The organism is Leifsonia sp. TF02-11 (assembly GCF_017565305.1).
In the GTDB taxonomy this organism is placed as follows: Bacteria; Actinomycetota; Actinomycetes; order Actinomycetales; family Microbacteriaceae; genus Leifsonia.
Window position 1 is genome coordinate 135,710 of record NZ_JAGEKP010000015.1, and the last position, 25,166, is coordinate 160,875.

General features: G+C 68.8%; 27 protein-coding genes and 1 pseudogene. 11 read left to right on the plus strand and 17 right to left on the minus strand.

All coding sequences use genetic code 11. The features are described from left to right. Positions 1–60: 60 nt before the first annotated feature. From JNB50_RS18595 to JNB50_RS18625, 7 genes are read left to right on the plus strand one after another with little or no spacing between them, the layout of a single operon-like run. On the plus strand, positions 61–453 hold the full coding sequence (locus tag JNB50_RS18595) for a hypothetical protein (protein WP_208041641.1): 393 nt from the start codon (positions 61–63) through the stop codon (positions 451–453). Next, entirely contained in the window at positions 450–647 is a 198-nt protein-coding gene (locus JNB50_RS18600) for a hypothetical protein (RefSeq protein WP_208041642.1), read from the plus strand. The genes JNB50_RS18595 and JNB50_RS18600 overlap by 4 nt, the downstream gene beginning before the upstream one ends. Beyond that, complete coding sequence (locus JNB50_RS18605) at positions 644–1,300, plus strand: DUF6349 family protein (RefSeq protein ID WP_208041643.1); 657 nt, start codon at positions 644–646, stop codon at positions 1,298–1,300. Before JNB50_RS18600 ends, JNB50_RS18605 begins: the two co-directional genes overlap by 4 nt. An 11-nt stretch (positions 1,301–1,311) precedes the next feature. Next, positions 1,312–1,608, plus strand: coding sequence for a hypothetical protein (locus JNB50_RS18610; protein ID WP_208041644.1), 297 nt, complete (start codon positions 1,312–1,314; stop codon positions 1,606–1,608). A 48-nt stretch (positions 1,609–1,656) separates the two neighbouring features. Continuing rightward, entirely contained in the window at positions 1,657–1,977 is a 321-nt protein-coding gene (locus tag JNB50_RS18615) for a hypothetical protein (protein WP_208041645.1), read from the plus strand. A 28-nt stretch (positions 1,978–2,005) separates the two neighbouring features. Next, entirely contained in the window at positions 2,006–2,263 is a 258-nt protein-coding gene (locus tag JNB50_RS18620; protein ID WP_208041646.1) for a hypothetical protein, read from the plus strand. Beyond that, positions 2,253–3,254: a zeta toxin family protein gene (locus JNB50_RS18625; RefSeq protein ID WP_208041647.1), complete on the plus strand. Its 1,002-nt coding sequence runs from the start codon at positions 2,253–2,255 to the stop codon at positions 3,252–3,254. The genes JNB50_RS18620 and JNB50_RS18625 overlap by 11 nt, the downstream gene beginning before the upstream one ends. Here JNB50_RS18625 and JNB50_RS18630 read toward each other — a convergent pair. Together JNB50_RS18630 and JNB50_RS18635 are read right to left on the minus strand one after the other, a co-directional pair. Continuing rightward, complete coding sequence (locus JNB50_RS18630; protein ID WP_208041648.1) at positions 3,251–3,592, minus strand: hypothetical protein; 342 nt, start codon at positions 3,590–3,592, stop codon at positions 3,251–3,253. The two genes, JNB50_RS18625 and JNB50_RS18630, sit on opposite strands and share 4 nt — an antisense overlap. Next, complete coding sequence (locus tag JNB50_RS18635; protein WP_208041649.1) at positions 3,585–3,830, minus strand: hypothetical protein; 246 nt, start codon at positions 3,828–3,830, stop codon at positions 3,585–3,587. Before JNB50_RS18635 ends, JNB50_RS18630 begins: the two co-directional genes overlap by 8 nt. A gap of 242 nt (positions 3,831–4,072) precedes the next feature. Between JNB50_RS18635 and JNB50_RS18640 the strand changes: the two genes are divergently transcribed. Together JNB50_RS18640 and JNB50_RS18645 are read left to right on the plus strand one after the other, a co-directional pair. Next, positions 4,073–5,848 carry an SIR2 family protein gene (locus tag JNB50_RS18640; RefSeq protein ID WP_208041650.1) on the plus strand — a complete coding sequence of 592 codons (1,776 nt, stop codon included), beginning with the start codon at positions 4,073–4,075 and terminating at the stop codon, positions 5,846–5,848. A gap of 4 nt (positions 5,849–5,852) precedes the next feature. Continuing rightward, complete coding sequence (locus JNB50_RS18645; RefSeq protein WP_243768665.1) at positions 5,853–6,965, plus strand: hypothetical protein; 1,113 nt, start codon at positions 5,853–5,855, stop codon at positions 6,963–6,965. A 63-nt stretch (positions 6,966–7,028) separates the two neighbouring features. Here the strand turns inward: JNB50_RS18645 and JNB50_RS18650 are convergent, their stop codons facing one another. Then, positions 7,029–8,051 (minus strand): hypothetical protein, encoded by a 1,023-nt coding sequence (locus JNB50_RS18650; protein ID WP_208041651.1) that lies wholly within the window; start codon positions 8,049–8,051, stop codon positions 7,029–7,031. A gap of 143 nt (positions 8,052–8,194) precedes the next feature. Here JNB50_RS18650 and JNB50_RS18655 point away from each other — a divergent pair, with 143 nt between their 5' ends. Then, positions 8,195–11,227 (plus strand): AAA family ATPase, encoded by a 3,033-nt coding sequence (locus tag JNB50_RS18655; RefSeq protein ID WP_208041652.1) that lies wholly within the window; start codon positions 8,195–8,197, stop codon positions 11,225–11,227. Between the two features lie 37 nt (positions 11,228–11,264). Here JNB50_RS18655 and JNB50_RS18660 read toward each other — a convergent pair whose 3' ends face one another. From JNB50_RS18660 to JNB50_RS18720, 13 genes are all read right to left on the minus strand, one after another. Further along, positions 11,265–12,230, minus strand: coding sequence for a nucleotidyl transferase AbiEii/AbiGii toxin family protein (locus JNB50_RS18660; protein ID WP_208041653.1), 966 nt, complete (start codon positions 12,228–12,230; stop codon positions 11,265–11,267). Further along, positions 12,227–13,024, minus strand: coding sequence for a type IV toxin-antitoxin system AbiEi family antitoxin (locus JNB50_RS18665; protein WP_208041654.1), 798 nt, complete (start codon positions 13,022–13,024; stop codon positions 12,227–12,229). The genes JNB50_RS18660 and JNB50_RS18665 overlap by 4 nt, the downstream gene beginning before the upstream one ends. Positions 13,025–13,219: 195 nt before the next feature. Next, complete coding sequence (locus JNB50_RS18670; protein ID WP_208041655.1) at positions 13,220–13,657, minus strand: single-stranded DNA-binding protein; 438 nt, start codon at positions 13,655–13,657, stop codon at positions 13,220–13,222. Between the two features lie 21 nt (positions 13,658–13,678). After that, positions 13,679–14,176: a hypothetical protein gene (locus JNB50_RS18675; protein WP_208041656.1), complete on the minus strand. Its 498-nt coding sequence runs from the start codon at positions 14,174–14,176 to the stop codon at positions 13,679–13,681. Then, entirely contained in the window at positions 14,173–14,568 is a 396-nt protein-coding gene (locus tag JNB50_RS18680) for a hypothetical protein (protein ID WP_208041657.1), read from the minus strand. The genes JNB50_RS18675 and JNB50_RS18680 overlap by 4 nt, the downstream gene beginning before the upstream one ends. Continuing rightward, entirely contained in the window at positions 14,565–16,391 is a 1,827-nt protein-coding gene (locus tag JNB50_RS18685; RefSeq protein WP_208041658.1) for a type IV secretory system conjugative DNA transfer family protein, read from the minus strand. Before JNB50_RS18685 ends, JNB50_RS18680 begins: the two co-directional genes overlap by 4 nt. Positions 16,392–16,401: 10 nt before the next feature. After that, complete coding sequence (locus JNB50_RS25205) at positions 16,402–17,649, minus strand: ParA family protein (protein WP_208041659.1); 1,248 nt, start codon at positions 17,647–17,649, stop codon at positions 16,402–16,404. Next, positions 17,646–19,244, minus strand: a complete 1,599-nt coding sequence (locus JNB50_RS18695; RefSeq protein ID WP_208041660.1) for an ATP-binding protein — start codon at positions 19,242–19,244, stop codon at positions 17,646–17,648. The genes JNB50_RS25205 and JNB50_RS18695 overlap by 4 nt, the downstream gene beginning before the upstream one ends. Beyond that, a complete protein-coding gene (locus JNB50_RS18700; RefSeq protein ID WP_208041661.1) occupies positions 19,244–20,749 on the minus strand; it encodes an SCO6880 family protein in 1,506 nt (501 codons plus the stop codon). Before JNB50_RS18700 ends, JNB50_RS18695 begins: the two co-directional genes overlap by 1 nt. Continuing rightward, the gene (locus JNB50_RS18705) at positions 20,749–22,158 is read right to left on the minus strand and encodes a hypothetical protein (RefSeq protein ID WP_208041662.1); all 1,410 of its coding nucleotides are present in this window, start codon (positions 22,156–22,158) and stop codon (positions 20,749–20,751) included. The genes JNB50_RS18700 and JNB50_RS18705 overlap by 1 nt, the downstream gene beginning before the upstream one ends. Positions 22,159–22,162: 4 nt before the next feature. Then, positions 22,163–22,456, minus strand: coding sequence for a hypothetical protein (locus tag JNB50_RS18710; protein ID WP_208041663.1), 294 nt, complete (start codon positions 22,454–22,456; stop codon positions 22,163–22,165). Between the two features lie 25 nt (positions 22,457–22,481). Beyond that, positions 22,482–23,081 carry a M23 family metallopeptidase gene (locus JNB50_RS18715; RefSeq protein WP_208041664.1) on the minus strand — a complete coding sequence of 200 codons (600 nt, stop codon included), beginning with the start codon at positions 23,079–23,081 and terminating at the stop codon, positions 22,482–22,484. Between the two features lie 2 nt (positions 23,082–23,083). Beyond that, on the minus strand, positions 23,084–23,608 hold the full coding sequence (locus JNB50_RS18720) for a hypothetical protein (RefSeq protein WP_208041665.1): 525 nt from the start codon (positions 23,606–23,608) through the stop codon (positions 23,084–23,086). A gap of 359 nt (positions 23,609–23,967) precedes the next feature. Here JNB50_RS18720 and JNB50_RS18725 point away from each other — a divergent pair, with 359 nt between their 5' ends. Beyond that, on the plus strand, positions 23,968–24,282 hold the full coding sequence (locus JNB50_RS18725) for a helix-turn-helix transcriptional regulator (RefSeq protein WP_208041666.1): 315 nt from the start codon (positions 23,968–23,970) through the stop codon (positions 24,280–24,282). A 110-nt stretch (positions 24,283–24,392) separates the two neighbouring features. Here JNB50_RS18725 and JNB50_RS18730 read toward each other — a convergent pair. Next, a pseudogene (locus tag JNB50_RS18730) lies at positions 24,393–24,800 on the minus strand (alpha-hydroxy-acid oxidizing protein); the annotation flags it as partial. Positions 24,801–25,166 lie beyond the last annotated feature (366 nt).

Consider the following 25,166-nt stretch of genomic DNA (forward strand, 5'->3'; position numbering starts at 1 on the left):
CGGTCCCGGGTCCAGCAGGGGTGCCGGAACGGCATCAGCGAAATCGAGAGGAACACGACCATGACCAAGCAGCACAGCGCCCAGCCCGTCGAGGGCGACCGCCGCGACTTCACTTTCACCGCCACCGGAGGCGCGAGCATCACGGTCACCGCGACCTATGCCGCCACCTGGCGCGACGAGCTCGAGCCGTGCATCGGGGTGGACGAGGTGTGCGCGATCCTCGACGCCTGGACCGGCGCCGACGCTCATTACCGCCAGTACCTGTGGCCATCCACCGAGCGCAGCGACGACGACGTATTCATCGCCTACATCTGGGAAGGGCGCGTGGTCCTGGACACGTGGACGGTGGCTACCGACCGCGACCAGTTCTCGCTGAAGGCCCTGCCCGACCTTCTCGCCGACGACCACTACACGTTCGCCGAAGCGCCCAACACCCAGGAGAACGGCCGGTGAGAGGCAACAAGACCGGGCATCTCCGGCCGGAACAAGTCCGCGCCCTGGAATGCGACTACTGCGGCAGTCGGTGGCTCATCACTCCCGACGGGATGAACCTGTCCGCAGCCACCGATGCGCTCGCTCTCCACACCGCCCGTACCCACGGCACGATCCGAGTCCAGCTCACCGCGATCACCGGAGGCACCCGATGACGGCGAACACCCCAGGGCAGATCGCCTTCGACATCGACGCCCTCATCCACGACGCCGACCTCCGAGCCGCCCCTGCGTGGGGCGGGCCTGCGCCGCTGCACTTCACCACCGACTACTACACGCCCGGCGAACTCGCGGCCGCATTCGAAAGGTGGTGCTTCGAGCACGGCAGCTTCGGCAGCATCCCCCGCTCCCACATGTGGCACCCCGCGATCACGATGGGCGATGCCAACACCGACACCGCAGGCCACGACCTGGCCGTGCTCACCGCGGACCTGCGCTGCGACCACTATGGCGAGCGCTGCCAATGCGTCGGAACCCTGCTCACCCGAGCGATCTGCGAAACCTGCCGCTGGCACGCCGACGGCACCGAGCAGCACGCCGTCGAGGCATGGCACGACCACGCATGGCCCGGCTGGCGCACCCTGCCCGTCGCCCCGCTCGGCATCACCAAGTGGGACGACCGCAGCCGGCCGACCAAGAAGCTCGCCGCCTGGATCGAGGAGCACCAGCCCGCCGCCTGGCAACTACCCGGCGCACCGATCATCACCGAACGCGACCGCTACGGCACCCGACACGTGCCGCGCCGCAGCCCGTGGCGAGGCTTCGACCTCTCCCACACAGCCCTCAACCCCGACACCCACACTGACTAAGGAACACGACCATGATCCTCACCCTCGACCTCGGCTGGAAACAGATCCCGATCGACCTCGACGAGCCCAGCGCCTCGGAGGGCATCGGCTTCTTCGACAACGGCGACATGTCCGCCACCGGCGGCAACCTGTACCTCCAGGTCGACGGACACGAGTACGGGCAACTGTTCATCTACACGGTCGACGGGGAGCCCCGCCTCGAGCTCGGGCAGTTCCGACCTGAGCATCACGAGTGGCGCCCCACCAACCCGCTCGTCGACCGCGTTGCGGACCTCATCGCTCGCCACGACGAACCCGAGACCGACTGACCGCAATCCGGCCCGTCGGTCCCGATCATCCCGACAAGGAGAACCACCATGACCGAGGCCCTTCCAGCCGCCCGGCTCGCCTACGACCACATCGGGTCGCAGGTTAGCTGGGCGGTACCCGACCCTCAAGCTCTGTTCGACGAACAGACCCCGATCGGAACCCTCGACTGGATCAGCCACAGCGAAGGCGCCGTCGTCATCGGCGTCACCTTCATCGAGCCCGCCGGACGTGACACACCCGGATACCGCGCGACCCTTCTCGACGGCAGGCGAGTGGTGGTCACCAGCGACGACTACTGGCTCGACCCCCGCACCGAGATCACCCTCTTCCCTGACGAGCCCGGAACGGGTGAGGGACGCTGCCGGTAGAATCGGAGCCGAACGGAGGGAGCAGCGCATGGCCGCCGAGCAGTCGAGTTGGCACGTCAACGATGTCGTCGCCTACGACTTGATGCGCGAACTCTCCAGCACCGTCCAGTCACGCCTCGTCGAGAACCGGCGGCGCGGCGACGCGGCCGCTCACGATGAACTGCTCGAGGTGCGTGGCGCGACCCTCGCCATCGATGGCTACGACCGCGCCGCGGTCGACGCCTACACGCAGCAGCTCCAGCGCCGCGACGCGCAACTCGCGCAGGCGGTAGCCGATGGCGTCTGAGCCCGAACCGCTCACGCCGGACGAGCTCGAGGCCGTCTACCGGACCGAGATCCGTCCTGTCCTGTTCAAGGCCGCAGCGGGCGGAGAGGAAAAGCCAACGCTCGTGCTGCTGGGCGGTCAGCCCGGAGCCGGCAAGTCTCGCGCCACTGCCCGGATCCTCGCTGAGCACCCCGGTATGGCGGCGGTCACTGGTGACGACCTGCGGATCTTCCACTCCGGCTACCGCACCCTCGTCGCCGAGCACCCGGAGCAGGTCGGAGCAGCGCTGGCGGAGTCGACTCGAGTGTGGGTCCGAGCCGCCCTGACGGACGCGCTCGAGCAGCACCGCAGTCTGCTGCTGGAGGGCACCTTCGGTGACCCAGACGTGACCTTGGCGACCGCCGCCCGATTCCGCGACGCCGGCTTCCAGGTCCGCATCGTCGCGATCGCGTCCCCTCGCGTGCTCAGCGTGGTCTCCGCGGCCTCCCGGTACCTGCGCGACCGTCAGGCCGGCAACCCCGCCCGGTTCACCCGGCTGTCCGCCCACGACCGCGGCTACCACGGCACCACCCGACTCATCGGCAACCTCGGCGAGGCCGCGCCCGCCGATCGCGTGACGATCATCAGCCGCAACGGCAACACCCTCTTCGATCGGCAGGACGCCTTCGCCGACGCCGTCACCAGCCTCGAGGAGGGGCGGCACCCGCAGTCCTGGGGGATGCACTCCACGGTCGAGTTGTTGGGCGAGCTCAAGCAGATCACCCGCTACGCCATCGCTTCCGGTCAGCTGACCCACGACACCGCCGAGCTGCTCATCGAGGCGCACGACCTCGCCCTCACCGAGGTCGTGCCGAACCTCAGCATCGACCCTGACTCTGCACAGGCCCGGCTCCTGCAGCAGTCCGTCACCGAGCAGTTGGTCGCCTTGCGCCGAGCCGCCGCACCCGTGGAGCTCGACTCCGACCAGGGGCTGCTCCCCGAGACGGCATCCGCGGGGCTCGAGCTCGGCTAGGACTCGGGCGTGGCTTGTCCGCGGCGCTCGACGAATGGCGGCATGAGCCCTAGGCCGAGGTGTTGGCGGCTGCTCATCGGATCCTCGTGGAATTGCCGCAGCACTTCGACCCGCTCCTCGAAGTCCGTCGAGGACTCCAGCCGGTACCCCTTGCCGGTGTCGCGATGGATGCCGGTGGCGAAGTAGAAGGTTGCGGACGCCCCCCGCAGTTGATGTGCATCGATCCATCCGATCACGCGGCCCGACACCGACACCTCCCAGCGCGGAGGCTCGCTCACCCGCCGTGAGGCCGCCAGCAGTCGACGCACCTGGACGTCGTCTTCTTCCCGCTCAGACATAGCGGCGCACCATCCGCCACTGCTCGGCGGCCTGGTCGAAGCGGACATCGAACACCCGGACGTCGCCGTCGGCGCAAGCCGCGGTGAACCGCCATGCCGAGTTCGGCAGTAGATGCGTCATCGACCCGTATTCCATGTCCAGCAGCGTCGGCTCGTCCAGCACGCGGAAATCGCGGCCATCCCACTGCATCGAAGAGGGCTTGTCGTGGCTCATTGTGAGCATGACCGGCTCTGGCATGGTCGCCTCCGACTCTCGAAAGTATGTTCGATAGATCGCCTACGGTAATCCGCATCTACGTGACACGCCAGCCCCTCCGTGCTCGAGCTTCTCGAGTGCCCGCGAGAAGGGGTGAGCTCGTACCGCGAACGCGCCGACCACCCGGTTCCGAAGAAATGCATCTCGCGCCACACGAACCCGGATCGCATCCCGTCCGTAGTGTGGCTGGCCGCCGTGCCAGGCTTGGATGAGGGAGGTGCAGAATGGCTGTTCCGCTGTCGCCGGTGGTCGCGCTTGCGACCTCGATGCAGGCGCAGCCCGGCGTCTATGCGGTGCTGCTCGGATCCGGCGTGTCAACGGCGGCTGGCATCCCGACGGGCTGGGGGGTCGTGCGGGAGCTCGTGCGACGTGTCGCCGCCGCGACGCCGGACGATGACGACGCTCCCCAGCTCGCGTGGGAGGACCCGGCTGATTGGTGGGCCGAGCACGGGCAGGGAGAGCTTGGCTACGCGACGCTCCTCGAGCAGCTCGGACCGACCGCCGCTGCACGTCAGGGCCTGCTGGCAGCCTTCTTCGAGCCCAGCTACGAGGAACGCGAGGAAGGACTCAAGCAGCCGACCAAGGCGCACATCGCGATCGCCGAACTGGTCAAGCGCGGCTATGTGCGCGTCGTCATCACGACGAACTTCGACCGGCTCATGGAACAGGCCCTGGAGGCGGTCGGCGTTTCTCCGCAGGTCATCGCCCGACCGGAGGCTGTGAACGGAATGGCACCGCTGGCGCATGCGCCAGCCACGGTGATCAAGCTGCACGGCGACTACAAGGACCTCGGCACCCGCAACACGCCGGAGGAGCTCGGCGCATACCCCGAGGAGTGGACTCGGCTGCTCGCCCAGGTCTTCGACGAATACGGCGTGGTGATCGCCGGATGGTCCGCCGAGTGGGATGACGCGCTCGTCGCCGCGATCGAGTCCACGCCCAGTCGGCGCTACCCGCTGTATTGGGACGGCCGCAGCAGCCGGGGCGAAACGGCGCAGCGGATCCTCGCCGGTCGCGCGGGCCTGCCCATCCCGACCGCGAGCGCCGATGACTTGTTCACGGAACTCTTGGGGAGCCTGGACGCACTGGAGCGTCTGGCTGACCCGCCGCTATCCACCGCGATGGCCGTGGCCCGGTTGAAGCGCTACCTACCTGACCCGGTGCGACGCATCGACCTCCACGACCTCGTCATGCGCACGGTCGACGAGGTCGTGGGCGAGATCGCGGCCCAGCCGATGAATGTGACCGGTCAGGTCACCTTCGAACTGTTGCAGTCGACTTACGAGGCACACTTCCGCGCGATGAATCAGCTCGCGGCACTGCTGATCACCGGTGTCTGGCACGACGACAGCGGTGTTCACGATCGGCTGTGGCTCGACGTCCTGCAACGGCTGACGGACGCAGCCCTCATCCTGCCGACCAGCGCGTTCAATGACGCCCTGCTGAAGGCTCGCCGGTTCCCTGCGTTCATCGCCCTCGCCGTCATGGGTGTGGCTGGGATGCGTCGGGGACGCGACGAACTGCTCATCAAGCTCGCCACCCAGGTCGAAGGACGCGACCGCATCGGGGCCGACGAGCTCATGCAGGCCGCGCAACTGCTCCACTACCGACGGCTGGCCGACCCGGACTGGATCAAAAAGCTGCCGCGCTGGGAGAGCCAGTGGCTGTATCCGTCGAGCCACCTCTTTGTCACCGACCTGCGCGTGTACTTCGCCGACTTCATCCCGGTTGACGAGGACTTCGTTCAGGCCTACCGCGACTTCGAGTATCGGCTCGGCCTCATCCAGGAGCGCACCCGCGGCTACCACGCCATCGACGGCGAGTACGTCGGGGAATGGGCCTGGGACGGCGATGTACCTCGGACGGAGAATGCGCTTCGACGGGAGCTCGCGCGGAGCGGATCCGACGTCTGGTCGGACTACTACGGGGGCACCGACGAGCTCGAGGAGGCGCTTATCGCCCATCGTGAGGTGCTCGTCCGCTACCAACGGTGGGGATAGGCCTGTGACCGATCTCGCCGCAGAGGGCCGGGCATGCGTGTTCTGCGGGACGGTCGGGAACCTCACCAAGGAGCACGTGTTCGGCGCCTGGATCGGACGTCTCGGACTGGATTCCACGCCCGCGCAGCATCGGACCGGCTTCCTGAACCGGCTCGGTCGCGATCTCGGTGTCAGCGCGCCCTACACGCGCACAGTCCGCGACGTCTGCGCCACCTGCAACAACGGGTGGATGGGCGACGTCGAGGCGACCGCCCAGCAGGTCCTCACCCCCTTTATCCTGGGCGAGCCTGGAACCCTACCCCTGGATCGGCAGGGCGCGGTGGCGATGTGGGCGCAGAAGACAGCCCTGACGGCCATGCTCCTCTCACGCGAGGCCGATCGCGACGACGGATACGGGCTGCCGGCCTCGGAGTACCGAGCTCTCTACGAAGAGCGCGGCACGGCACAGCCGCTTCCCGCCTCCTCCCTATGGATCGGCCGTTATGTCGGGACTAGGCAATCTTTAACCTGGGTGACGCCTTTCGTCGTGCAGCTGAACGGGCTCCCTGAACCGACGCTGCCGCACGGCTACATCGAGACGATTGCTGTCGGAGCACTGGTCGTGCAGGGCGTGCGCTTCACCTCGCCCGCGATGGATCTGGAGCTCATGACCCGACAAGGGATGCCGAGACTCTGGCCGCCCAATGCCCCGATCGGATGGCCCGCCGGCAGCGATATCTCCGACGACGACCTCCTCGGTTTCGTCGCAGGCAAGGACCTTTTGGTTCTCAACGACGGCGTGCGGATCGTGCCGTGGGGACCCGCTGCGAATCTCCCTGAGAGCGTCGAAGTCGGCGACACGATCAGGCTCCCGGCGCTCTGCGGCAAGCACGCCGTCTACTACCCGCGGACGCTCGCGCTCGAGGGCCTCCGCGGACGCTCCCATGCGTTCATGACGACGTGCGCGTGCGGCGAGGCCTATCTGGTCCATACCGAGCGCGACGGTGCCCACGTCCGGATGTCCGGTCCCGCCGAGGCGATCGCGAAAGCCTACGAGGACCTGCCCGGCGAAGAGTTCATCATCGAGGGCGCCGCCGGGGAGTTCATCTGCAAGCGTTTGAACGCCGCGCCCAAGTAGTCAGCGTCCGGATATTGAGCGCGCTCTGATCAGTGGTGGATGCGACCGGAGGAGCAGATGTGTTCAGCCCGGGGTAGCGGCGCTGGTTGCGGGAGCGGTAGTCAATCGTGGCCCCGGCGCGGCTCCCCTTTTGCCGGGCGCGGCCGCAGTGAGGAAGCCTTCCCGACGCGCAGTCGCGATCCAGTCCCGCACGGTGGGCTCGGGCCGGGCGAACCGCTGCGAGAGCCGCTTCAGCAGACCCACGCCGGCGGGGGCCTCCTCTAGGTATGCGTGCGCGACCGCGGCCAAGGTCTCGTCGGGGATCGGCGGGCGACCCCTCCGGGTCTGCTTCGCGGCGAGGACTGCGGACTCGAGCGCAGTGGTCTCGGGCAGCGTCAGTTCGTCGGCACCCCGATCTGCCCCCATGAGGACTTGGATGCCGTCGGTGCGCCACCCCTCCTGCGCCAGCGACTGCTGGGCCATCGCAACAATCCGCCCGATCGGGATCCGGCGCAGCACATCGCTGGTGATCAGCTGCTCCGCCTCCGGCAAGTCGTCGTCCTCATCGATATCGCCAGCGCCATCGGTGCCGGGGTCGATGAAGGTGCTCCATCCGTCGAAGTAGCCCCAGCTACTGCGGAACAGCTCGAGCTCGGCCACCTCCAGCCCGCGGCCACGGTTGATGAGGATGCCGTAGACGGTGATCGGCAGCTCCTTGCTGTCGTAGACGAAGTCGGCAACATAGCCCTTGCCGCGAGCGCGCTCCTTGATGTAAATCTCGAGCCGCTCGGTCTGCCAGGTGCTCTCATCCTCTGGGTCCAGGTCATCGCGTTTCTCCCAGCCGGGATCGAACACAGCGCCCTTGTAGAGGTCGATCAGCTGTCGCATTCGGCTGCGCTCGTAGGACAAGTCGCGGACCTGGAAGTGGTCGGCGCGGAGCCGCCGCTGGTCCTCGGGAGCGTCGGGGTTCTCATAGTCGGCGGGGTCGAACTCGGGTTTCGGTGTCATCCCCACAGAATATTGCAACGTGTTCGCGGACATGATGGAAAAACCTGCCGAGTTGCGCAGCGGCGATACTCGGCACGTCGCCGCATAAGGCGCGGCCATACGGCACCAATCCGACAACATTCACCTCCGAGCGAGGTCACGAACTGGATCGCAGCGACAGAGTTGAGGCGCCAGGAACAGAGTTGGGGTGATGCACGCAGGCACTCGCCTTCAGCGAGGTGGTGCGCGCCTAGCGTGGGGGTATGAGGGGCGGGCTGGAGCGATGGAAGCGCGGCGCCGAGTCGGACGGCGTGCGTCAGGCGGTGTCTTACGCGTTCGAGGGAATCTGTGACGCGGCTCGCGGGCATCGGCCCCTCGGTGTCGAGCATGCCGTGGGCTACGGCGATGCCGGTACCGGGACGGTTGACCGCTTCACGGTGACGGGCTCGGGCATCGACCAGGACCGTCTGGATGCACAGTCGCTGGCTCGTTGGGTCGACGGCGCCGACCCCGAGACCGGGCAGCCGCGCGGCCGGGTGCTGACCAGCCCGGACGCGGACTTGTTCCTGGACGCGACGATGAACATGCCCAAGTCCTACAGCCTCGCCGTGCTCCTCGACCCGGAACTGCGCGACTCATTCGAGGCCATGCAGGACCGTATCCGGGACCGCACGCTCACTCTTTGGCAGCGGGAGTTGAACGCGCGCCGCGGGGCGGGCGGACTGATCCGCGAGCCGATCGCCCGCCTCGAGGTGGTCGAGCTGCGGCACGAGCGGTCCCGCGCCTTGGACCCGCACATTCACCGACACCTGTGGCTGGGGGTGAAAGTGCTCGGGGACGACGGCCAATGGTCCAACGTGGACTCGCGAGTGGCGATGAAGCTGCACACCGTCGTGAACGCCGAGGGCGACCTCGCCTCCCGCACTGACCCCGCTTGGATCGCGTCGCTCGCAGCTCACGGCTTCACCCTGGACGCGGATGGGGAGATCGCCGAGCTCGCCCACCTGGTGCGGCCGTTGTCGCGCCGCTCCAACCAGATCGAGGCGAACCGTGCCCTGCAGCTGGCCCACTGGCGGCAAGCCCACCCCGGGCAACAGCCGGACCATGCTGTGCTGGCAGCGATCGACCGCTGGGCGTGGGCGCAGCACCGACCCGGCAAACCCGAGGATCTGGACGAGGCAGCATGGCAGGACCTGATCCGCTCCGAGATCGCCGTCCTCGACCCGAACGCGGCGGGCATCCGTCGTCCCGTGCAGGTGAAGGCGGTGCGCGTGGGGGAGCTAGACCGGGACCTGCTCGCCGCCAGAGCGGTCGCGGACGCGGATCGCCGCTCCGCCGGTTGCGGGGGTCGGTTCAGCCGCTACGACGTGCGCGCCGGCGCAGTCCGCGCGATCGCCGCCTCCGGCGTGATCGCCGACCGCGATGTGCTTGGCGAGGTCGTCGATGATGTGGTCGGGCGTGCCCTTCAAAACGTCGTCGACTTCCTCGACGGCGAACCGGACGTGCCGTCGCATGTGAAGCATCTGATGTCGCTGCCGACGGCCCAGGATAAGCTCGACCTCGCCGACCGTTTCGACCACCTGAACAAATCCGGTCTCGACGTGCCCGCCAAGGCGATCAGCCAGCTCGCCACGGAAATCCTCGAAGAGAACACTCCGCTCGACCCGGGCCAGACCGCAGCGGCCGCCGCGGTCGCGGGCACCAGCCGCCTCGTGACGGTCACCGGCCCGGCTGGCACCGGCAAGACCACTCTCCTAAGAGTCGCCCGCCGCGGACTGCAGGAGCAGGGTCGAAGCATGATCGTGGTCGCCCCCACCCGGAAGGGCGCCACCGTCGCGGGCCGCGACATCGGCACGGCCGCGTCCAGCCTGCACGCCCTCTTGGTCGACCACGGATACCGGTTCGCCGACGACGCCACCGGCCGGACCGTGTGGACCCGGCTCGCCCCGGGCGACACGGACCCCGTGACGGCGGCGGTCTTCCGAGGTCCGCGCCGGTACCCGATCCGGGCTGGGGACCGGATCGTGGTCGACGAGGCCGGAATGGTCGACCTGCAGGCCGCGAACGCGCTCGCACAGCTTGCCCTGGACACGGGGGCGGGGATCGCGATGATCGGCGACCACCTCCAGGCCCTGCCGGTCGGGCACTCCGGCGCGATGGCGACCATGCAGCGCCGCTCCGGCAGCGTCGTCGAGCTCACCGCCGTCCACCGTTTCCGCGACCCCGACTACGCTGCGCTCACGCTTCGGTTGCGCAACCCGGCCGACCACGCCGAAGCGGTCGCCGCCGCCCGCGAACTTGCTGCAGCTGGACACGTCGAGATCTTCGGCAGTGAGCATGAGGCGCGCGAACGGATGGTGGCGGCCTGGTTGGAGCACGCCGCCCGCGGCAAACGGATCGCACTGGTGACGGCGACCAACGCTGAGGCGCAGCAGATCAACGACCGCATCCAGCAGGAGCGCCTCGACCGCCGCCAGCTCGACGCAAGCCAGGTCGCGATCGGACAGCACGGCCAAGCCCTGCTGGTCGGCGACATCGTCCAGACCCGCCGCAACGACACCGACACCGGCGTCGACAATCGCGCCACCTGGACCATCACCCGCATCCGGAAGGATTGCATCGAGCTTGCCGCGGTCGGCGACTCCGGCGACCGGCGCACCATCACCGCGTCGTATGCGGCCGAGCATGTGCACCTCGCCTACGCCTCCACCGTCCACGGCATCCAAGGCGAGACCGTGCACGCCGCCTACACCGGCCCGGGCGTGGACGCGGCCGGCCTGTACGTCGGCATGACCCGCGGCCGCGCCTCCAACACGGCCCTCACCATCGCCCGCGACGCGGAGAAGGCGATCGAGCAGCTCGCCGACACCATGCTGCGCGGCCGACTCGAAGTCACCCTCGACGACGCCCGCCGCGCCGCTTACCGTGAGCTCGGACACGCCGCGCGCGAACCGCAACGGCAACGGCTCGCCGCGCAGGCGGCCGAGGCGGACGCGCGCGCTCGTGCGCTCCAGGATGCGCTGCGCGAGATCGACGCGCGCGCCGCGACCCTCGAGGCGGCTGGCCACGGCCGACCCGACTCCCTCGACGACGTGATCCAGGAGACCGCTGCGGATCGAGAGATCCTGCACGCCGCCTTTGCGGCCGCGCACGTCAGGAGGGAAGCCCTCGTGCGGGGCATTCGCACGGTTCGTGCTGGCAATCGCGAGGACGTCACGGCATCGGCCAATCCGTGGGAGACGGATCCCTTCGCAGCACCGGAACCTGGCTCCCGCGGGCCGACCATCGGGCGATAGCTCGGCGTCCGACGGCGTGCCGACGCTGCGCCGATTATCAGTAGAGCCCGACGCCGGACAGGCGCGCGCCGGGGAGAGAGGCGAGCAGGCGGAGGGCGAGCGGCCGATCCTGTTCGCGGGCCGCGGCGAGAATCTGCTCGTCAGGGTCGAGGTCGGCTAGGAAGCCGAAGTGAGTGCGCAGCGCCTCGGACAGCTCAGCCGCGGTAGGAACGGGGACGGCGAGGGCGCCGATGTCTTCCTCGTCGAACTCGCCGTGACTGCGATCTCGCAGCCAGCGGTCGGGGTCGAACGCCGGGCCTTCGTGCCCGGGCTTCCACCACGTGTTGCCGGCATGGGCGCCGTTGGCGTCGACCCAGATCTTCAAAACGGCCAGCCGGCGGATCAATGTGAGGTCGAGCGAACGAGCGATGGCCGGGGTGGTGATCGCCCACCTCAGGTCGTACATGTCTCGGGCGGGGGTGGCGCGGTTGAGGCGGGCGATCTTCTCGGCGATGTTCTCCTCGAGCCGGACGACCTGCAGCTCGGGCAACCGCGGTGCCCCGTACTGGGCGTGGACTGGGAGCGGTTGCCAGCCGCGCGCGGTCGGCTCCAGCCAGGGCGGCGGGTTGAGGTCGAGCTTGCTGTGCAGAGCCTGACCTCCGAAGGGGTGCTCGTAACCGAGCGTCCACTTGCCGCGCCGTTCGGTGACCGAGTAGCGGAACGGGCCGACCTCCAGCCCGTCGATCGCGGCGATCAGGCCGGTGAGTGCATCGTCGGGATCCTCGCCAATGGGGACGGTGGAGAAGTCCAGGTCGAGGGAGAAGCGGCCGGCGTTGCCGGCATAGAGCTTGCGGATGGCCGTGCCGCCCTTGAAGGCGAGCGGATCGAGGACGCCGCGAGCGTGCAGGTCGCGCAGCAGCAGATCTTGGGCAATGTCGACGATGGCGGCGTCCTGGCCCTGCGCGCCGGCGCCGCGCGGGGTGTGCCGCGCGATATGCCCGCGCGTCAGCAAGATGTCGCTCATCCGGCGACGGGAAGCCGGCGCGGGTCGAAGGGAAGCAGGGTGTCGGCGATCAGCCAGTGGTTGTCGTGGCGGCGCAGCGGCCCGTGCGCACCGAACCAGGTCTTGCCGCGCGGCGGGTCTGCCGCGAAGATCCGATCGGCCAGCTCCGGGCGCATCCCCTGCAGCAGATAGCCGGCGCGCGCGCACACGGCCGCAGGCCGCTTGTCGAGCTCGCGTGCGAGCGCATCGGACTGGAGTTCGGCGGCCAGCCCCGGCAGCCACTCGCGCGCGCTCTCCCAGGAGCGCACCGCAGCGGGTCGGCTGACCATGTGAACGAGCACGCTCTCCGGCTGCAGCGTCGGCACGTCCCGCCGTTGCACGTACTCCAGATGCGGGGCGAACACGGATGCGGCGAGAGCCTCCGGCAATTGGCGGACCAGCTCCCGATCGGCGACGGCCACCTCCAGTCTGGCCGGTGCGCGGTCAGCGATGCCGTGCGCCCACGCCGCCGCCTGGAAGGTGAGCGCGCAGCGCGCCTGCGGCCGCTGCGAAAGGAATGCGCGCAGCGGCATCGCCGGGTCGCGGCGAGAGTACGGCCCGGCCACGGACGCCGGCGCGAACTCCCACACGCCTCGCCGACCAGTGGCAAGCAGCCACCCAGCGTCCCGCAGCCGTCCCGCAACGACCTTCGCGGGAGTGCGCAGCCCTGCCTCGTCCACAAGGCGCGCGAGATCGTCGCTGGTGACCAGCTCGGGCTGGTCCAGCTCAAGCCGCTCCAGCACCCCCGCGAGCGACGGTGCGATCGAGCGTGTCATTCTGCGTTCCTTAGTATCAGAATCGGTTACCTTCCTCACCATTCTGACACTAAGGTGGGTGGTGTCGCAACGTGGATGTAGGTAACAGAATCGGTTACCTACCCGCGCATTCGGACACCGGGCGTCCGCGAGGGTGGAATGCGAGAAGCGGGCGCGAGTACGCTGACTCTCGCCCGCTTCTCGGCTGTGGAGCCGTCAGCGGATCCCTGCGCCGGTTGCCTCCGGCGCGGCTACCGGCCCCTCCGCGTATGCGTCGGGGCCGCTAGCTTTTGGGCTGCGCTCGATGGTGACATTCGCGAACTGCAGCGACGCGGCGACGGTGTCCGCGATGATGTCGCGCCCCTCGCGGGCGTTGCCGTCCTTGTCGGTGTAGTTGCGGAACCGCAGGTCGCCGTTCACGAGCACCTGGTTGCCCTTGTGGAGGCTGTCGGTGACGTGGCGGGCCTGCTCGTTGAACGCGACGACCCGGTGGAAGACGGTGTCGCCGTCCTCCCACTGGCCCGTCTGCTCATTGAGTCGCCGGTCGTTGACCGCAACGGAGAACCGGGCGTACTCGGTCCCGTCGTCGCTGGCGCCGAACTCGGGATCGGCGGTGAGGTTCCCCTTGATGGTCACGGGGATCTTCGTGCTCATGTGCTTCTTTCCTTTCTTGTGTCAGTCGCCATGGGCGTCGCTCGCCCAGGCGTTCCATTCGTCCTGAGAGGTGGTGTCCTCCCAAGAACGCCTCTTGTGGGGCTGGTGCCCGTTGGTGCAGGACCCGGGATAGGCGGCGCGGAGCCGGGCTTTGGCGTTGTGCCAGCGCTCCAGCCACATCACCGGACCGAGGCCGGTGTCCTGCTTGTCGTAGGCGGTGCGCCAAGCGACATGGAGGGCAGAGAGCTCTTCCACCAACGCGGGATGTCTCCACCAGCAGTCCGGTACGAGAGTGACGGGTACGTCGAACCGGGCGGTGACCCATTCGACCCACTGTCGCAGAGTGTCCCATTCGACCCTCGCCTGTTCTGGCGGAAGGTCGCGCCAGCGGACAGCGCGGCTGCCGGGGGCGGCGTCGGATCCGCCGCGGGCGAGCGGGTCGAACGGGTCGAGGTCGAGGTTGCCGATCAGCTCTTCGATCGGTCCCCATTCCTCGCCGTCGTCGTACTCGCTCTTCACCGGCCCGTCCTCTGCAAGGCTGCGATGCGGACGCGGGCGATCCGGATCGCTTGGACCGTCGCGACGGGCCGAGTGCGGTGTCGCCGCAGGACCGGGTCGGCGTCGAGGATGCGGTGCACGAACTCGTGGCAGCTGGGATGCATCGCGCACAGATCCTCGTGCTCCTCACCAGCGACCCAGCCTCGCCAAGTGTGGGTGACGCGGCTGTAGTCGAGGTGATGCAACTCGAGCTCGCGCCCGGTCGCGACATGCAAGCAGACCGCGCACCGCAGTGCGCCGGTGCGCTGGATTTGCTCTGCGAACCAGGTGTCACGCCGACGGAACCACGCCGCGGAGCGCAGGTAGCCGCTGCGGTAGGCGGTCGCCGCGCCGGGCTTGCGGGCGTTGCTCACGACTCCTCCTCGGCCGGTGCCGACCCTGCCGCGTCCGCAGTGTTGGTCGGTCGCGTGTAGCGCTGGGCGAACACCTCGTGCTGCTCGGCCTCGGTGCCCCGCTTAGCGGCTTGGATGGTGGCGGCATCGCGCCGCTCGTCCCACGCTTTGAGGTCCAGCAGCACGCCGCGGCGGTTGCGGTAGGTGAGCAGCCCGACATCCTGCGGGAGGCGGCGGATCTCATCGGCGGTCATCAGCGGCAGCCGCTCCTGCTGCTCCGAGGTGCTCACGCCGGCGTATTGGGTGTGCCAGGACCGTTGGGTGCGGCGGCGCTCGCGGAAGCCGAGCAGCGCTTCCACGTCGCGCAGGTGGGCGACCTGGGATGCGCCGCCGAGCAGCACCTTCGCGGTCGCGGCAGCCCAGATCGTGTCAGCCTCGGCCCGGGACCAGGCTGTCTCCGCCTGCGAGAGAGCCTGCAAGACGACGAAGGTGCAGATTCCGCGCCCGCCACCGTCCGCCATCACCTTGGGCAGCGCCGCCCACCGCATCATGTTCGCGATCTCGTCCAGGATCAGGCCCAGCGGCTGCTCGAGCCGAGCTCCCGGCGAGGCGAGCGCCTTGCGTCGGGCGACCTCGACCGTGTCGTCCAGGATCGCGGACAGGAACCCGCCCATCGCCCCGGCCCCGGAACCGGAGCCGAGCAGGTAGAGGGTGTTCTCGCCGTTCAGGAACGCCTCGGCGTCGAACACGGGACCGCCTGGGGTGGGTTGGAGCACCTCGCGGATCTGCGGGATCGCCAGCGGGGCGACCGCGGCCTGCACCCCGAACCAGGTGGAGGACAGCAGCTTCTCGTCCCCGATCAGGACCGCCTCGAGTCCGTCGCCCCAGCCGGGAGCACCGTCCGAGCGGAGGATCTCCACCGCGGTGCGGGCCAGCGCGGGCGTGGAGCCCCACTGGTACAGCTCGGCCGCATTCCGGTGCCCGACCGCGGCGGCGTGGAGCAGCCGCGACAGCACCGTGCCGGCCGCGGCGGCCCACTCCTGGTTGGTCGCGGATGCGCCCAGGGCGGTGCCGGTGACGATCGCCGTGCCGCGCTGCACCGCCACCAGCGGGTCTTCGCAGCCGGCGATCGGGTTGATGCGGAGGGTGTCGCGGATGCCGGAGAGCTGCTGGGGGTCGAACACGAACACCTCCCCGCGGCGGCGGCGCATCTGCAGGGTGGCGGTCAGGTTGTCGTTCGTGGTCGATGTCGTGATCAGCGGACCCGACCAGTCCAGGATTGCGGAGATCAGGATCCGGTAGCCTTTCCCGGATCTCGGGGCTCCCTCGAGCGCCACCGAGTCCTCGATGGACACGTAGACGTCCAGGCCGCGCGAGCGACCGACTTTCCAGCCGACCTCACCGGGCGCCGGGTTGCGGCGCCCGGTGAGGAGGATTCCAGCCCGGCGCAGCACCGCTTTCGCGGACAGGTGTCGGCGGATCTCGGACGCGGTAGCGAATCCGGGCCGTTGACGCAGGTCGGCGACGAATTTCGCGTCCGACTGCTGGTAGCGCGCCCAGACCATCCCGGCCCACACGGCGAGGACAGCCAGGACCACGAGCGCGGCGGCGTCGGCGAGGCGGATCGGCAGGACCGGCATCGCGCATCCGGCGGGCGGCAGGTAGGTGGAGGGGTCGCCGGAGAGCGCGAGCCAGGTCCCGGACAGGGGCGCGGTTGCGCTCGGGCGGGCGCCGCAGGCGGCGGCGGTGATGGATTCGGCGAGGAAGGCGAACAGCAGGTTCAGGATGACCAGCGCGGCCACGAGGACCGCGAGGGCTTTCGGCCAGAACCCGTCTCGCGCCATCCCTGAGCTCCTACGACTGCAGCCCGGCGGCGATCGCTGCGCCGGCCGCGACCCAGGCCCGCTGCGTCGCCGGGCGGAGGGCATCGAACCGCAGCGGCCCGGACTTGAGCGCGGGATCGAAGGGGATCACCTGGACGGCGCGCACCAGCGGCGCGAACGCGTCCGCGATGCGCTGCACCTCTGCGTTGGTGCCGCGCTCGGCCTGGGTGAGCACGACGACCGCGCCCTTGGCGAGTTCCGCCGAGTGTTCGTCACGGCCGGCGAGGGCTTCCAACAGCAGCGCGGCGGATTCCGCCGATTCCGGCGCGGCGAGGGTGGGGACGACGAGCTGCTGGGCCGAGTCGACCATCCGCAGCCACCTGGTGGCGGACTCGTCGTTGCCGGAGTCGAAGATCACCAACCGGTAGTAACGAGCGGCGACTTGGAGCAGTTGGTCGAATTCGGCCTGCCCGATCCGTTGGCTGGCGGCGAGCAGTTGCGGGTTGGAGCGCAGCACGTCGTACCGGTCTTGGGTTTGGTGGTGCACGTACCAGGCGATGTCCCCGGCGCCCGCCGCCGTGTCGAGGAGTCGTGGGGCGGCGGCGAGGGCGTCCTGCACGGTCGCGTCGTGGTGGCTGGCCTCGGTCCGCCACCCCAGGGTTCCCCGGGTGTCGTTGTTGTCCCAGGCCAGCACGCCCCCGCCGCCGTTGCGGGCGAATACCGCCGCGAGCATGGCGCTGGTCATCGTCTTTCCGACGCCGCCCTTGCCATTCACGACCGCGACGACACGGCAGCCGCCCCAATGCCTCGAGGTGGCGCGCACGTTCTCGTCGTGCTGCGCCTGCGCATTGGAGGGCCGGACGGGGATCCCCAGGCGAGCGAGAGCGGCAGGGATCCCGGTTCTCCGCGGCGCTGGTTCTGCGTCGACGAAAGACGGGCGGGACGTCGGGCGGGTGGAATGGGAAGCCGTGCCAGGGCCCTCCGCGGCTTCGGGAACGGCTTCGACGAACGCGTCGATGTCCTGGCCTGTGCCTCCAGGTGCGATGGTGCCATCCGGGGAGACGAGGATGCGGTGCTCACCGTGGTCGCCTGCGGTGGTCAGCTGGATCGGCTCGCCCAGCCGTCGCGCCTCCCACACCGCTCGGCGCAGCACGAACGCGCGCGCGTCGTCGCCCAGCGGGACGATGAGCGTGTCGGACTTCGCCGCGCCAGGGCTCTGGAACGTGGCGTTTCCTCCGGTGATCTCGGCGAATGCCTGGGGAGCCTTACTGCCGTTCACTGCGCCTCCTGTCTGTTGTTGGCTGGCCGGGCCGGTCTTGTGTCGCCTGTGGGGATGTTCCAGATCGCGTCGAGCTCGTCGTCGTCGATGCTGAGGGTGATCGGTGCGGCGTCGGCCTTCTCGCCGAGCACGGCTTCGTCGGTCTTGAACAGCTCGTACTCCCACGGGGTCGAGGTCGCGAACGCGTCCACGAGGTAGGCGAACTGGCCGACGTACCCGATGAACTGGCCCTGCCGAAGCTGCCTCGCCATATCCACATGCACCAGGGGCAGGTCCAGGCGGGTCCGGAGGTCGCCGGCGCCCTGGGTGTTGGTGCGGAAGATGAACTTGTTCTCGATGTCGCCCACCACGCTGTAGGCGAGGCTGCGTTCCTGGGAATCGGCGTCGCCGACGGCGTCGAGGTCGCCCATCTTGTGCAGGATCACGATGTTGCTAATCCCGTAGTGGCGGGAGAGCTTGAGCCACTGCTGATACATCTGCAACGCGGCCAGCGACGACATGTCCCGCCAGCCTTCTTCGCGGATCACGTATCGGGTGCGCCGCGCGTTCCGGTCGGAGATGACGGCCTGCACCCACGCCGTGGTGCACACCTGGGTGAGCTGTGCGACGAGGTCGCCGCGGGCGAACAGCTCCGAGGTGTCGACGACCACCATCGGTGCGTCCTCGTCGAAGGAGACGGTGGACTCGTCCTCGAACAGGCCGGACAGGTCCCCGTCGACGAAACGGCGCAGGGCGAACCGCGGCCCAGAGACCGCCGCCTTCAGATCGGGATCCCCCGCCGCTTTGCCGGCGGCGATGGCCTCCAGCTCCGCGTGGACCCGCCGCAACGTCGGCTCACCCTCGCTTCCGGCGACGGCGCGTTCCAGGGCCAGGTGGATGCAGGCGTGCTCTGCGGCGGTTAGCCGGCCGGACTCGAGGGTCATCTCCACCAGCGAGATCAGGGTCGCTGCGCGGCGCTGGCGTACGAGTTGCTCGTCCTGCTCGTCAGTGGCGCCGGTACGTCGTGGGCCCCGGTCCAGGGGGTTCAGTCGCGCCTGCCCGCCGCCGCCGAGCCGGATCACGGTTCCGCCGACCGCTTCCGCGACCACGACCCATTCGCCCTTGGAGTCGGAAGGGACGACGGCTTGGTGTCCGAACGCGATCGAGCGGACCGCGAGCGTCTTGACCACTGCGGACTTGCCGGATCGGTAGGCGCCGAGCACGAGCACGTTGGTGGAGAACGCGCCGCGCTCGCTGGTGTCGGCGTAGGCGTCCCAGGGGGAGAAGTGCCAGAGCGCGTCCGCGTTCAGATCCACCCCGATCACTGGCCCTACGTGTCCGAGCCCGGTGTCGGCCACGAACGGGTAGATCCCGGCGAGGTGCTGGCTGGTCGCTCGGTGAGGCGGCACGGCCAGACGGGCGAGATTCCAGTAACCGCCCTCGAGCAATCCCGGCCCGAACGGGCCGGGCACGGGCGCCTCGGGCAGGCCGCGTTCGCGCTTCGAGACGGGCTGCGGGCGCACGGCGTCCTCGAGCTGGCGGACGGCGGCCTGCCGCTCGCGCCGCTGTGCGCGGGTCTCTTTCGGCGGCGTGAACTGGACGATGCGGCGGGTCATCACTTCATCCCCAAGCCCAGCGGGATCGCGTTCAGTAGCAGCGCCTCGGCTTGCTGGCAGTACAGGATCTGCGCCTCCATCCCCACCACCGACAGGGCGTTGCGAGCCCCGGCGATGGCCTGCTCGAGTTGCTGCTCCGTGTCGGCCGAGACCGTGAGATATGCGCCGTAGGAGAACTCGCCGTGCCCGGCGACGAGCTCCTGCTCGCGCTGCTCGAGAGCGAGCCAGTCCGACTCGTCAACGATCGAGCCGTGCGTGCCGCGCTTGGCGCGGAGGCGTTCGTTGCCGCGCCAGACCTTCTTCTCGTCGCGGATGTTCTTCAGTGCGCGTCCGACCGGGATCGGTGCGGCCACGATGGACAGGATGTGCGTCACCGCTTCGTTGGTGACCGGGTGGCGGGCGAACACGAGTGGGGCGAGGAAACCAACGGGTGCGTCGGAGCGGGGCCATTCGTGGATCCACATTGTGGTGTGCACGGCCGACTCGGTGTAGACGATGCCGTTTCGCCCGCGGGGTTCCTCGAGGTACATCGGCCCGATCGCCGACGGGTCCACGCCGGCTTGGTCGCCGGTGCGGTTTCGCAGCACCGGGATGGACTCCGGGTCGAAGGCGGTGCGCGCTAGCTCCGCGAGCTCGCGCGGGCCGAGCCAGGCGCGCACGGTGATCCTCGCCGCGCGCAGCGCCTCGGCGAGGTTGCCGGCCTCCACCGCCGACAGTGCCTGGATGGCCTGCTTGCCGCCGCCGAGTGCCTTCAGCTGCGCGCCGAGCGCGACCAGGTCGAGGGTGAGGGTGAGGTAGTTGCGGTGCCCGACCGCGAACTGCTCCGACGCGTCCAGCACCTCCCGGTAGTTCGCCGCGGCGGGACCGGCCGGGTCGACCATGCGCTTTCGGGATGCGGCCTCGTAGTGGTCGCGTGCCGGTCGGATCGTGGTGCGGGTGGTGCGCTCCTGCAGGGTGACCCGCTTGATCCCCGGTCGCTGGGTGAGGGAGGCCAGCACGGGCGCCCATTGCTGCGCCAGGTCGAGGCGTTCGGGAGCGTCCTTCATGAGGAAGCCCTGCACCTCCAGCTCGGCGGTGATCGACACGGTCCGTTCGCCCGCGTGATAGGCGGAGGCCATACCGTCCACGCCCCACAACTGCACGGACGCGCGGGTGCCGGGCAGGTTCAGCGTTCCCTCCAGGTGCTGCTGCTCCGGCCGGTACCGATGGACCGTGGCGCCGGCGGAATGGCGCACCTGCTTGGACAGCCACAGGCCGAGCATCTTCGGCGCGGACAGACCGTGCACGGTGATCAGGGCGGTCGCACCGAGCGGGACGTAGATCGGAACTGCGTAGAGCAGGCCGGGCGGGCCGAATCGGTTCACGCCGATCAGGAGGACAGCTGCAGCGGCGATGAGGAAGGTGAGCTGCCACCCGTCCAGGCCCAGCACGATGCCTTGCCGGGATCGGTGCGGCAGCCGCACCGGACGCGTCGGGTCGGCGGGGGAGTGCGCGGTCGAGCTCATCAGGACCTCCTCGGGGTCGATGTCGCGGGCGCGGGAGTAGCGGGCTTGGGTTGGGGTGACGGGCGGGACGCGGGCGCGGACGCCACCCGCGTCGGCGGGGCGCTTTGTCCGCCGCCCGAGCCGCCGCCACTCACGGGGCGGCCGGCGGGGTGAGAGCTCACGCGGGATGGCATTCTCGTCAGCCCCCGGGCCATCGAGTTGGCTCCCCTGGCGCCGCCGGCACCGATCCGCGATCCCACCGAGTCGACGGCGGCGCCGCCGATGAAGCTGAACAGGCTGAACACGGCGAACGGGGCGAAGGAGACCATCACGAGCCCAAGAAGCAGTGGCCATGACCGGGGATCCCAGATGGTCTTCACGCCGGCGAGCCCATCGACGATCAGAGCAAGGAATCCGATCGTCAGGGGGCCCGTGAGCAGCAGGGCGACGACGGCGGAGACGTAGCGGATGACCCATTGCGAGCCGATCGAGCGGACCGGGAACAGCATCCACGCCACCGGGCCGACGGCGATCAGGACCGCGAGGGAGAGGTTGCGGAACATGAACACGAGCACCAGCAGCAGCATTCCCAGCAGCAGCAGTCCGTCGATCAGGAACGCGAAGAAGTAGTTCGCCTGGCCGCCGGCCCACATCACCTTCTGCAGGGTGATGAACAGCGAGCCAGGCCCGTCGCGGTTCAGGATGTACCAGGTCATCCCGTCCAGCGCGTTGACCAAGTTCCCGATGGTCCACAAGCTCAACGGCACGGCCGGTACGGCGATGAACGAGCGCACGATAGCCGACACCAGCTGCTCGCGATCCCGAGACACGACTGCGGCGGCGATGGACCACACCATCGCGCCGAACAAGACAACGAGCACCGCCCACTGCCAGAACGACCACTCGCCCACCGCGGCGGACCACAGGGTCGAGTCCGTGTTGAAGGAGATGCTGCTGGCCATCGCATAGCCGGCTGCGGTCGCGCCGAGCGCCATCCCTCGGCCGAAGTTCTCGAAAGTGGTGCAGACCAGGTCGCCGATGCTGCACCCATAAGAGACGGTCGCGGCGCGGCCGCCGACCGCGCGCAGGGCGTCCTCGTGGCCTTGGTAAGTGGTGCACACCATCGCCGTGCTGCCGTGGAACGGGACGCCGATGAAGCATTCCTGCTCATGCACGTCGGCAGGGTTCTGCGGTGTGCAGCTGATCTGCCCGCTGGCGTTGAAGCAGTCGACGGGGAACGCGGGAGCCGACCAGGGCATCCCGGTCACTGGGCCGTCATCGTTGGCCTGGGGCGCCTGGATCGTGGAAGCGTTCGCCGGGGCAGCCCCGATCGTGGTCGCGGCGTCCGCCGCCGCTGACTGAGCGCCGCCTAGGATCGCTGTGATCGCGATCGCGGCGGCGAGCGCGGAGAGCAGCGGAAGCCGAGTCATGGTCTTAGAAGCCGAAGTCGAAGTTGACGAACCACTGGAATACGCCGCTCGCGCCGCCCAGGAGCGCTGCCGCGAGGAAGATCCACGCGATGTTCTCGCCGGCCCAGGTGCGCACCCGCTCGGGGGCGAGGCCGCGGAAGGCGAGGGCGCCGATGGCGATCACGAGCATGATGAACACGACGATGAGTGCGGCCCCGAGCAGGTACGAGGCGACAACCTGAAGCCCGTGGAAGAACGGCGCGTTGAAGTCCGGGTTGATCGGTGGAACGTCGACGGTGGGAACCGGTCTGCTGGTCATGGTGTCTCCTGTCAGATTCGAAGGGCTACTTGAGAGGCAGGCCGAGCGCGGCCATGAACGGCGCCGGATCCACCGGAGTGCCGTTGACGTCGACCTGGAAGTGGAGATGGCAACCAGTGGCGACGCCTGTCTCTCCTTCCAAGCCGAGGGGCGTCCCGGCGACCACAGCCATGCCTTGGGAGACCATCAGGGAGCCCCACATCATGTGGCCGTAGATCGTGATGATTCCGCCGCCGTGGTCGATCTCGACGGCGTTGCCAAAGCTGCCCCAGGCGCCGGCCCGGATCACGGTGCCGGGGCCGGCGGCGTAGATCGTCGCTCCGCACCCCTGGTACATGTCGTAGCCCTGATGGAACGTGCTGCAGAGCGCGCAGTTGGGGACATGTCTGGGGCCGAAGCCGTCGCTCTTGGTGTAGTTGCCGGCCAGCGGGTATCCCCACTGGCCGACCACGGTCGGCCCTCCGGCCGCGGCGCCGGCGGCACTGGCTCCGCCGAGGATCGACGGCACCGCAAACAGCGGCGAGAGCACCGCAAGGAGCAGCACGACGATGAACACGACCACCGCGAGGACCAGGCGGCGGACAGTCTTCGACCGTGCTGCGATCAGCAGAGCCGGCGCAGCCATGCTCAGCCCACCGCCGAGTCGAAGTATCGGACGACCTTGCAGTCCCCTGCCCGCTGAGCTGAACCTGGGGTCGGGACGGACTTGCCGCCGCAGACGACCTGCACGCTCGCGCGGACGGTCTCGTCGTAGCTGACATCTTGGCCGTCGGCGGTGCGGGTGTAGTGCATGACCATGTCCGCGGAAGCCGTCCACATGTGCTGCGCCGAGGTCTCGGGCAGGTCGAGGTAGCTGATGTCGCCCTTCACCTGCGCGGTCACGCGACCGTCCTCACTGGTCAGGCTGTCCCACATGTCCTGCGGGAGGACGACCGACTGGTCGAGCTCCGCCTGGTATCCGGCCATCTGATCGAGCGCATCCTGCGGCTTCTCGTACAGGGGGCTGGGGGTGAACCAGGTGTCCAGCCACGCCAACCATTCGGTGCGGGTGGCCTTGCGCGTGTCGAAGGAGCCGGCCGCCTCAAGTGCTGCTCTCGCGTAGGCGTCCTGATCGCGGGTGATCGGCTCCGGTACCCACCCCCGCTCGGCCACCGTCGGGTCAACGACATCACCGGAAGACGGCGGAGGGGCAGAAGGAGAGGGGCTCGATCCGGTCGTCGAGGGCGCAGACGTCGGGCTGCTGTTCGGACGTTGCTGGATCGCCAGAATGCCGGCAATCAGCGCGGCTACCAGCACTATGCCCCCGAGTACAGCCCAGGTGATACGCGCCTTGCGCGGTCTTGCATCGGCCATTCTGCTGGTCTCCCTTCCCGTGTCAGGCGGCGTTTGCCGGGTGCGGCGTGCCTTGCGTAAGTGAATGGTATAGCCATACACTTCGGAAGTGTAGAGTTTTTCCATTCACTTTTCGAGTGGACGGGACGAGGCGTTCCCTCCGTGAAGGAAGGAGCAGCATGCCGAAGCGCGTCGACGCGGGTGAGTGGTCCGAATGGTTGGAGGACCCCATCGAAGCCTTGGGAAGCCTCGTGAGAGCGGGCATCATCGGCCATCTGCGCCAGCGCGGCCCGGCCACGCGTGCCGAGATCGCGGCCGCCTTGGACCTGCCGGCGCAGACCGTCAGCTTCTCGCTCAAGCCGATGCTCGAGGCCCAGTTGCTGCTCGTGGACCCGCCGAATCCGCGCCGCGGACAGTGGGTCAAGTACTCGGTCAACGAGGAGCGCGTCAGCCGCATGTATCTGCAACTCGGGCAGGCGATCGGCGAGGTCTGACCGTTCAAGACCCTGGAGGAGTTGCCCCGTTGCGACGGCGTTGAGGCCGGGAGCTTCCGAGACGGCGGGCAGATGCCCGTCATCGAGTTCGGCGTCCCCCGAGATCATCGCTACCCCTCGGGGCCGCTTTCGCATCCTGCGCGCGGAGCGAGCCACTGCAGCTGCGTGACATGCTTCGGCTCGAGCGACGAGACGCCGAGGAGCTTCATCGTGCGTACGATCTCGACACGCAGGATCGCGATTGTGCGGTCGACCCCAGCGCGGCCGCCCGCCATCAGCCCACACAGATACGCGCGGGCGACGAGGGTGAAGCTCGCGCTGAGGGCGATGGCTGCCACGATGTCGGCGCCGTTCATGATGCCTGTGTCGATCATGATGTTGGCGTCCTTGCCGACTTCGCGGACGACGTGGGGTTGCAGGTGGAACGGGACCAGCGCGCGGTCGAGTTGGCGGCCACCGTGGTTGGAGAGCACGATCCCGTCGACGCCTAGGTCGATGAGTTTCTTCGAGTCCCGCGGCGAACTCTGACGGCCCTCCGTTGGCCAGACGCGAGTCACATTGGTCGATTCGCTTGAAAACGCGTGATGCACGCGGTTAATGTAAGCACATTCTCACATCATGCAGTAGTGCGGTGAATTCAGCCTGCGGCGACCACGGTGTACTCAATTGCTCTGGCTGGGCTCGCGCTCACATCCCGGACTCCAAGTTGCGCGCTGCGACTAGACCAAACGGGGGCCGAGGCTGGGGTGGTCTCGCGTCGGCAGGTAGTGGCGCGCGGTCAGGAAGACCCGAAGTGGGGCGGCGTCGAACTGGCGGACACCGGACACGCTACTGACTGTCCTCGACATGCTGTCGACGGACGTGGCGGCAGGGTCGGCTCGGCC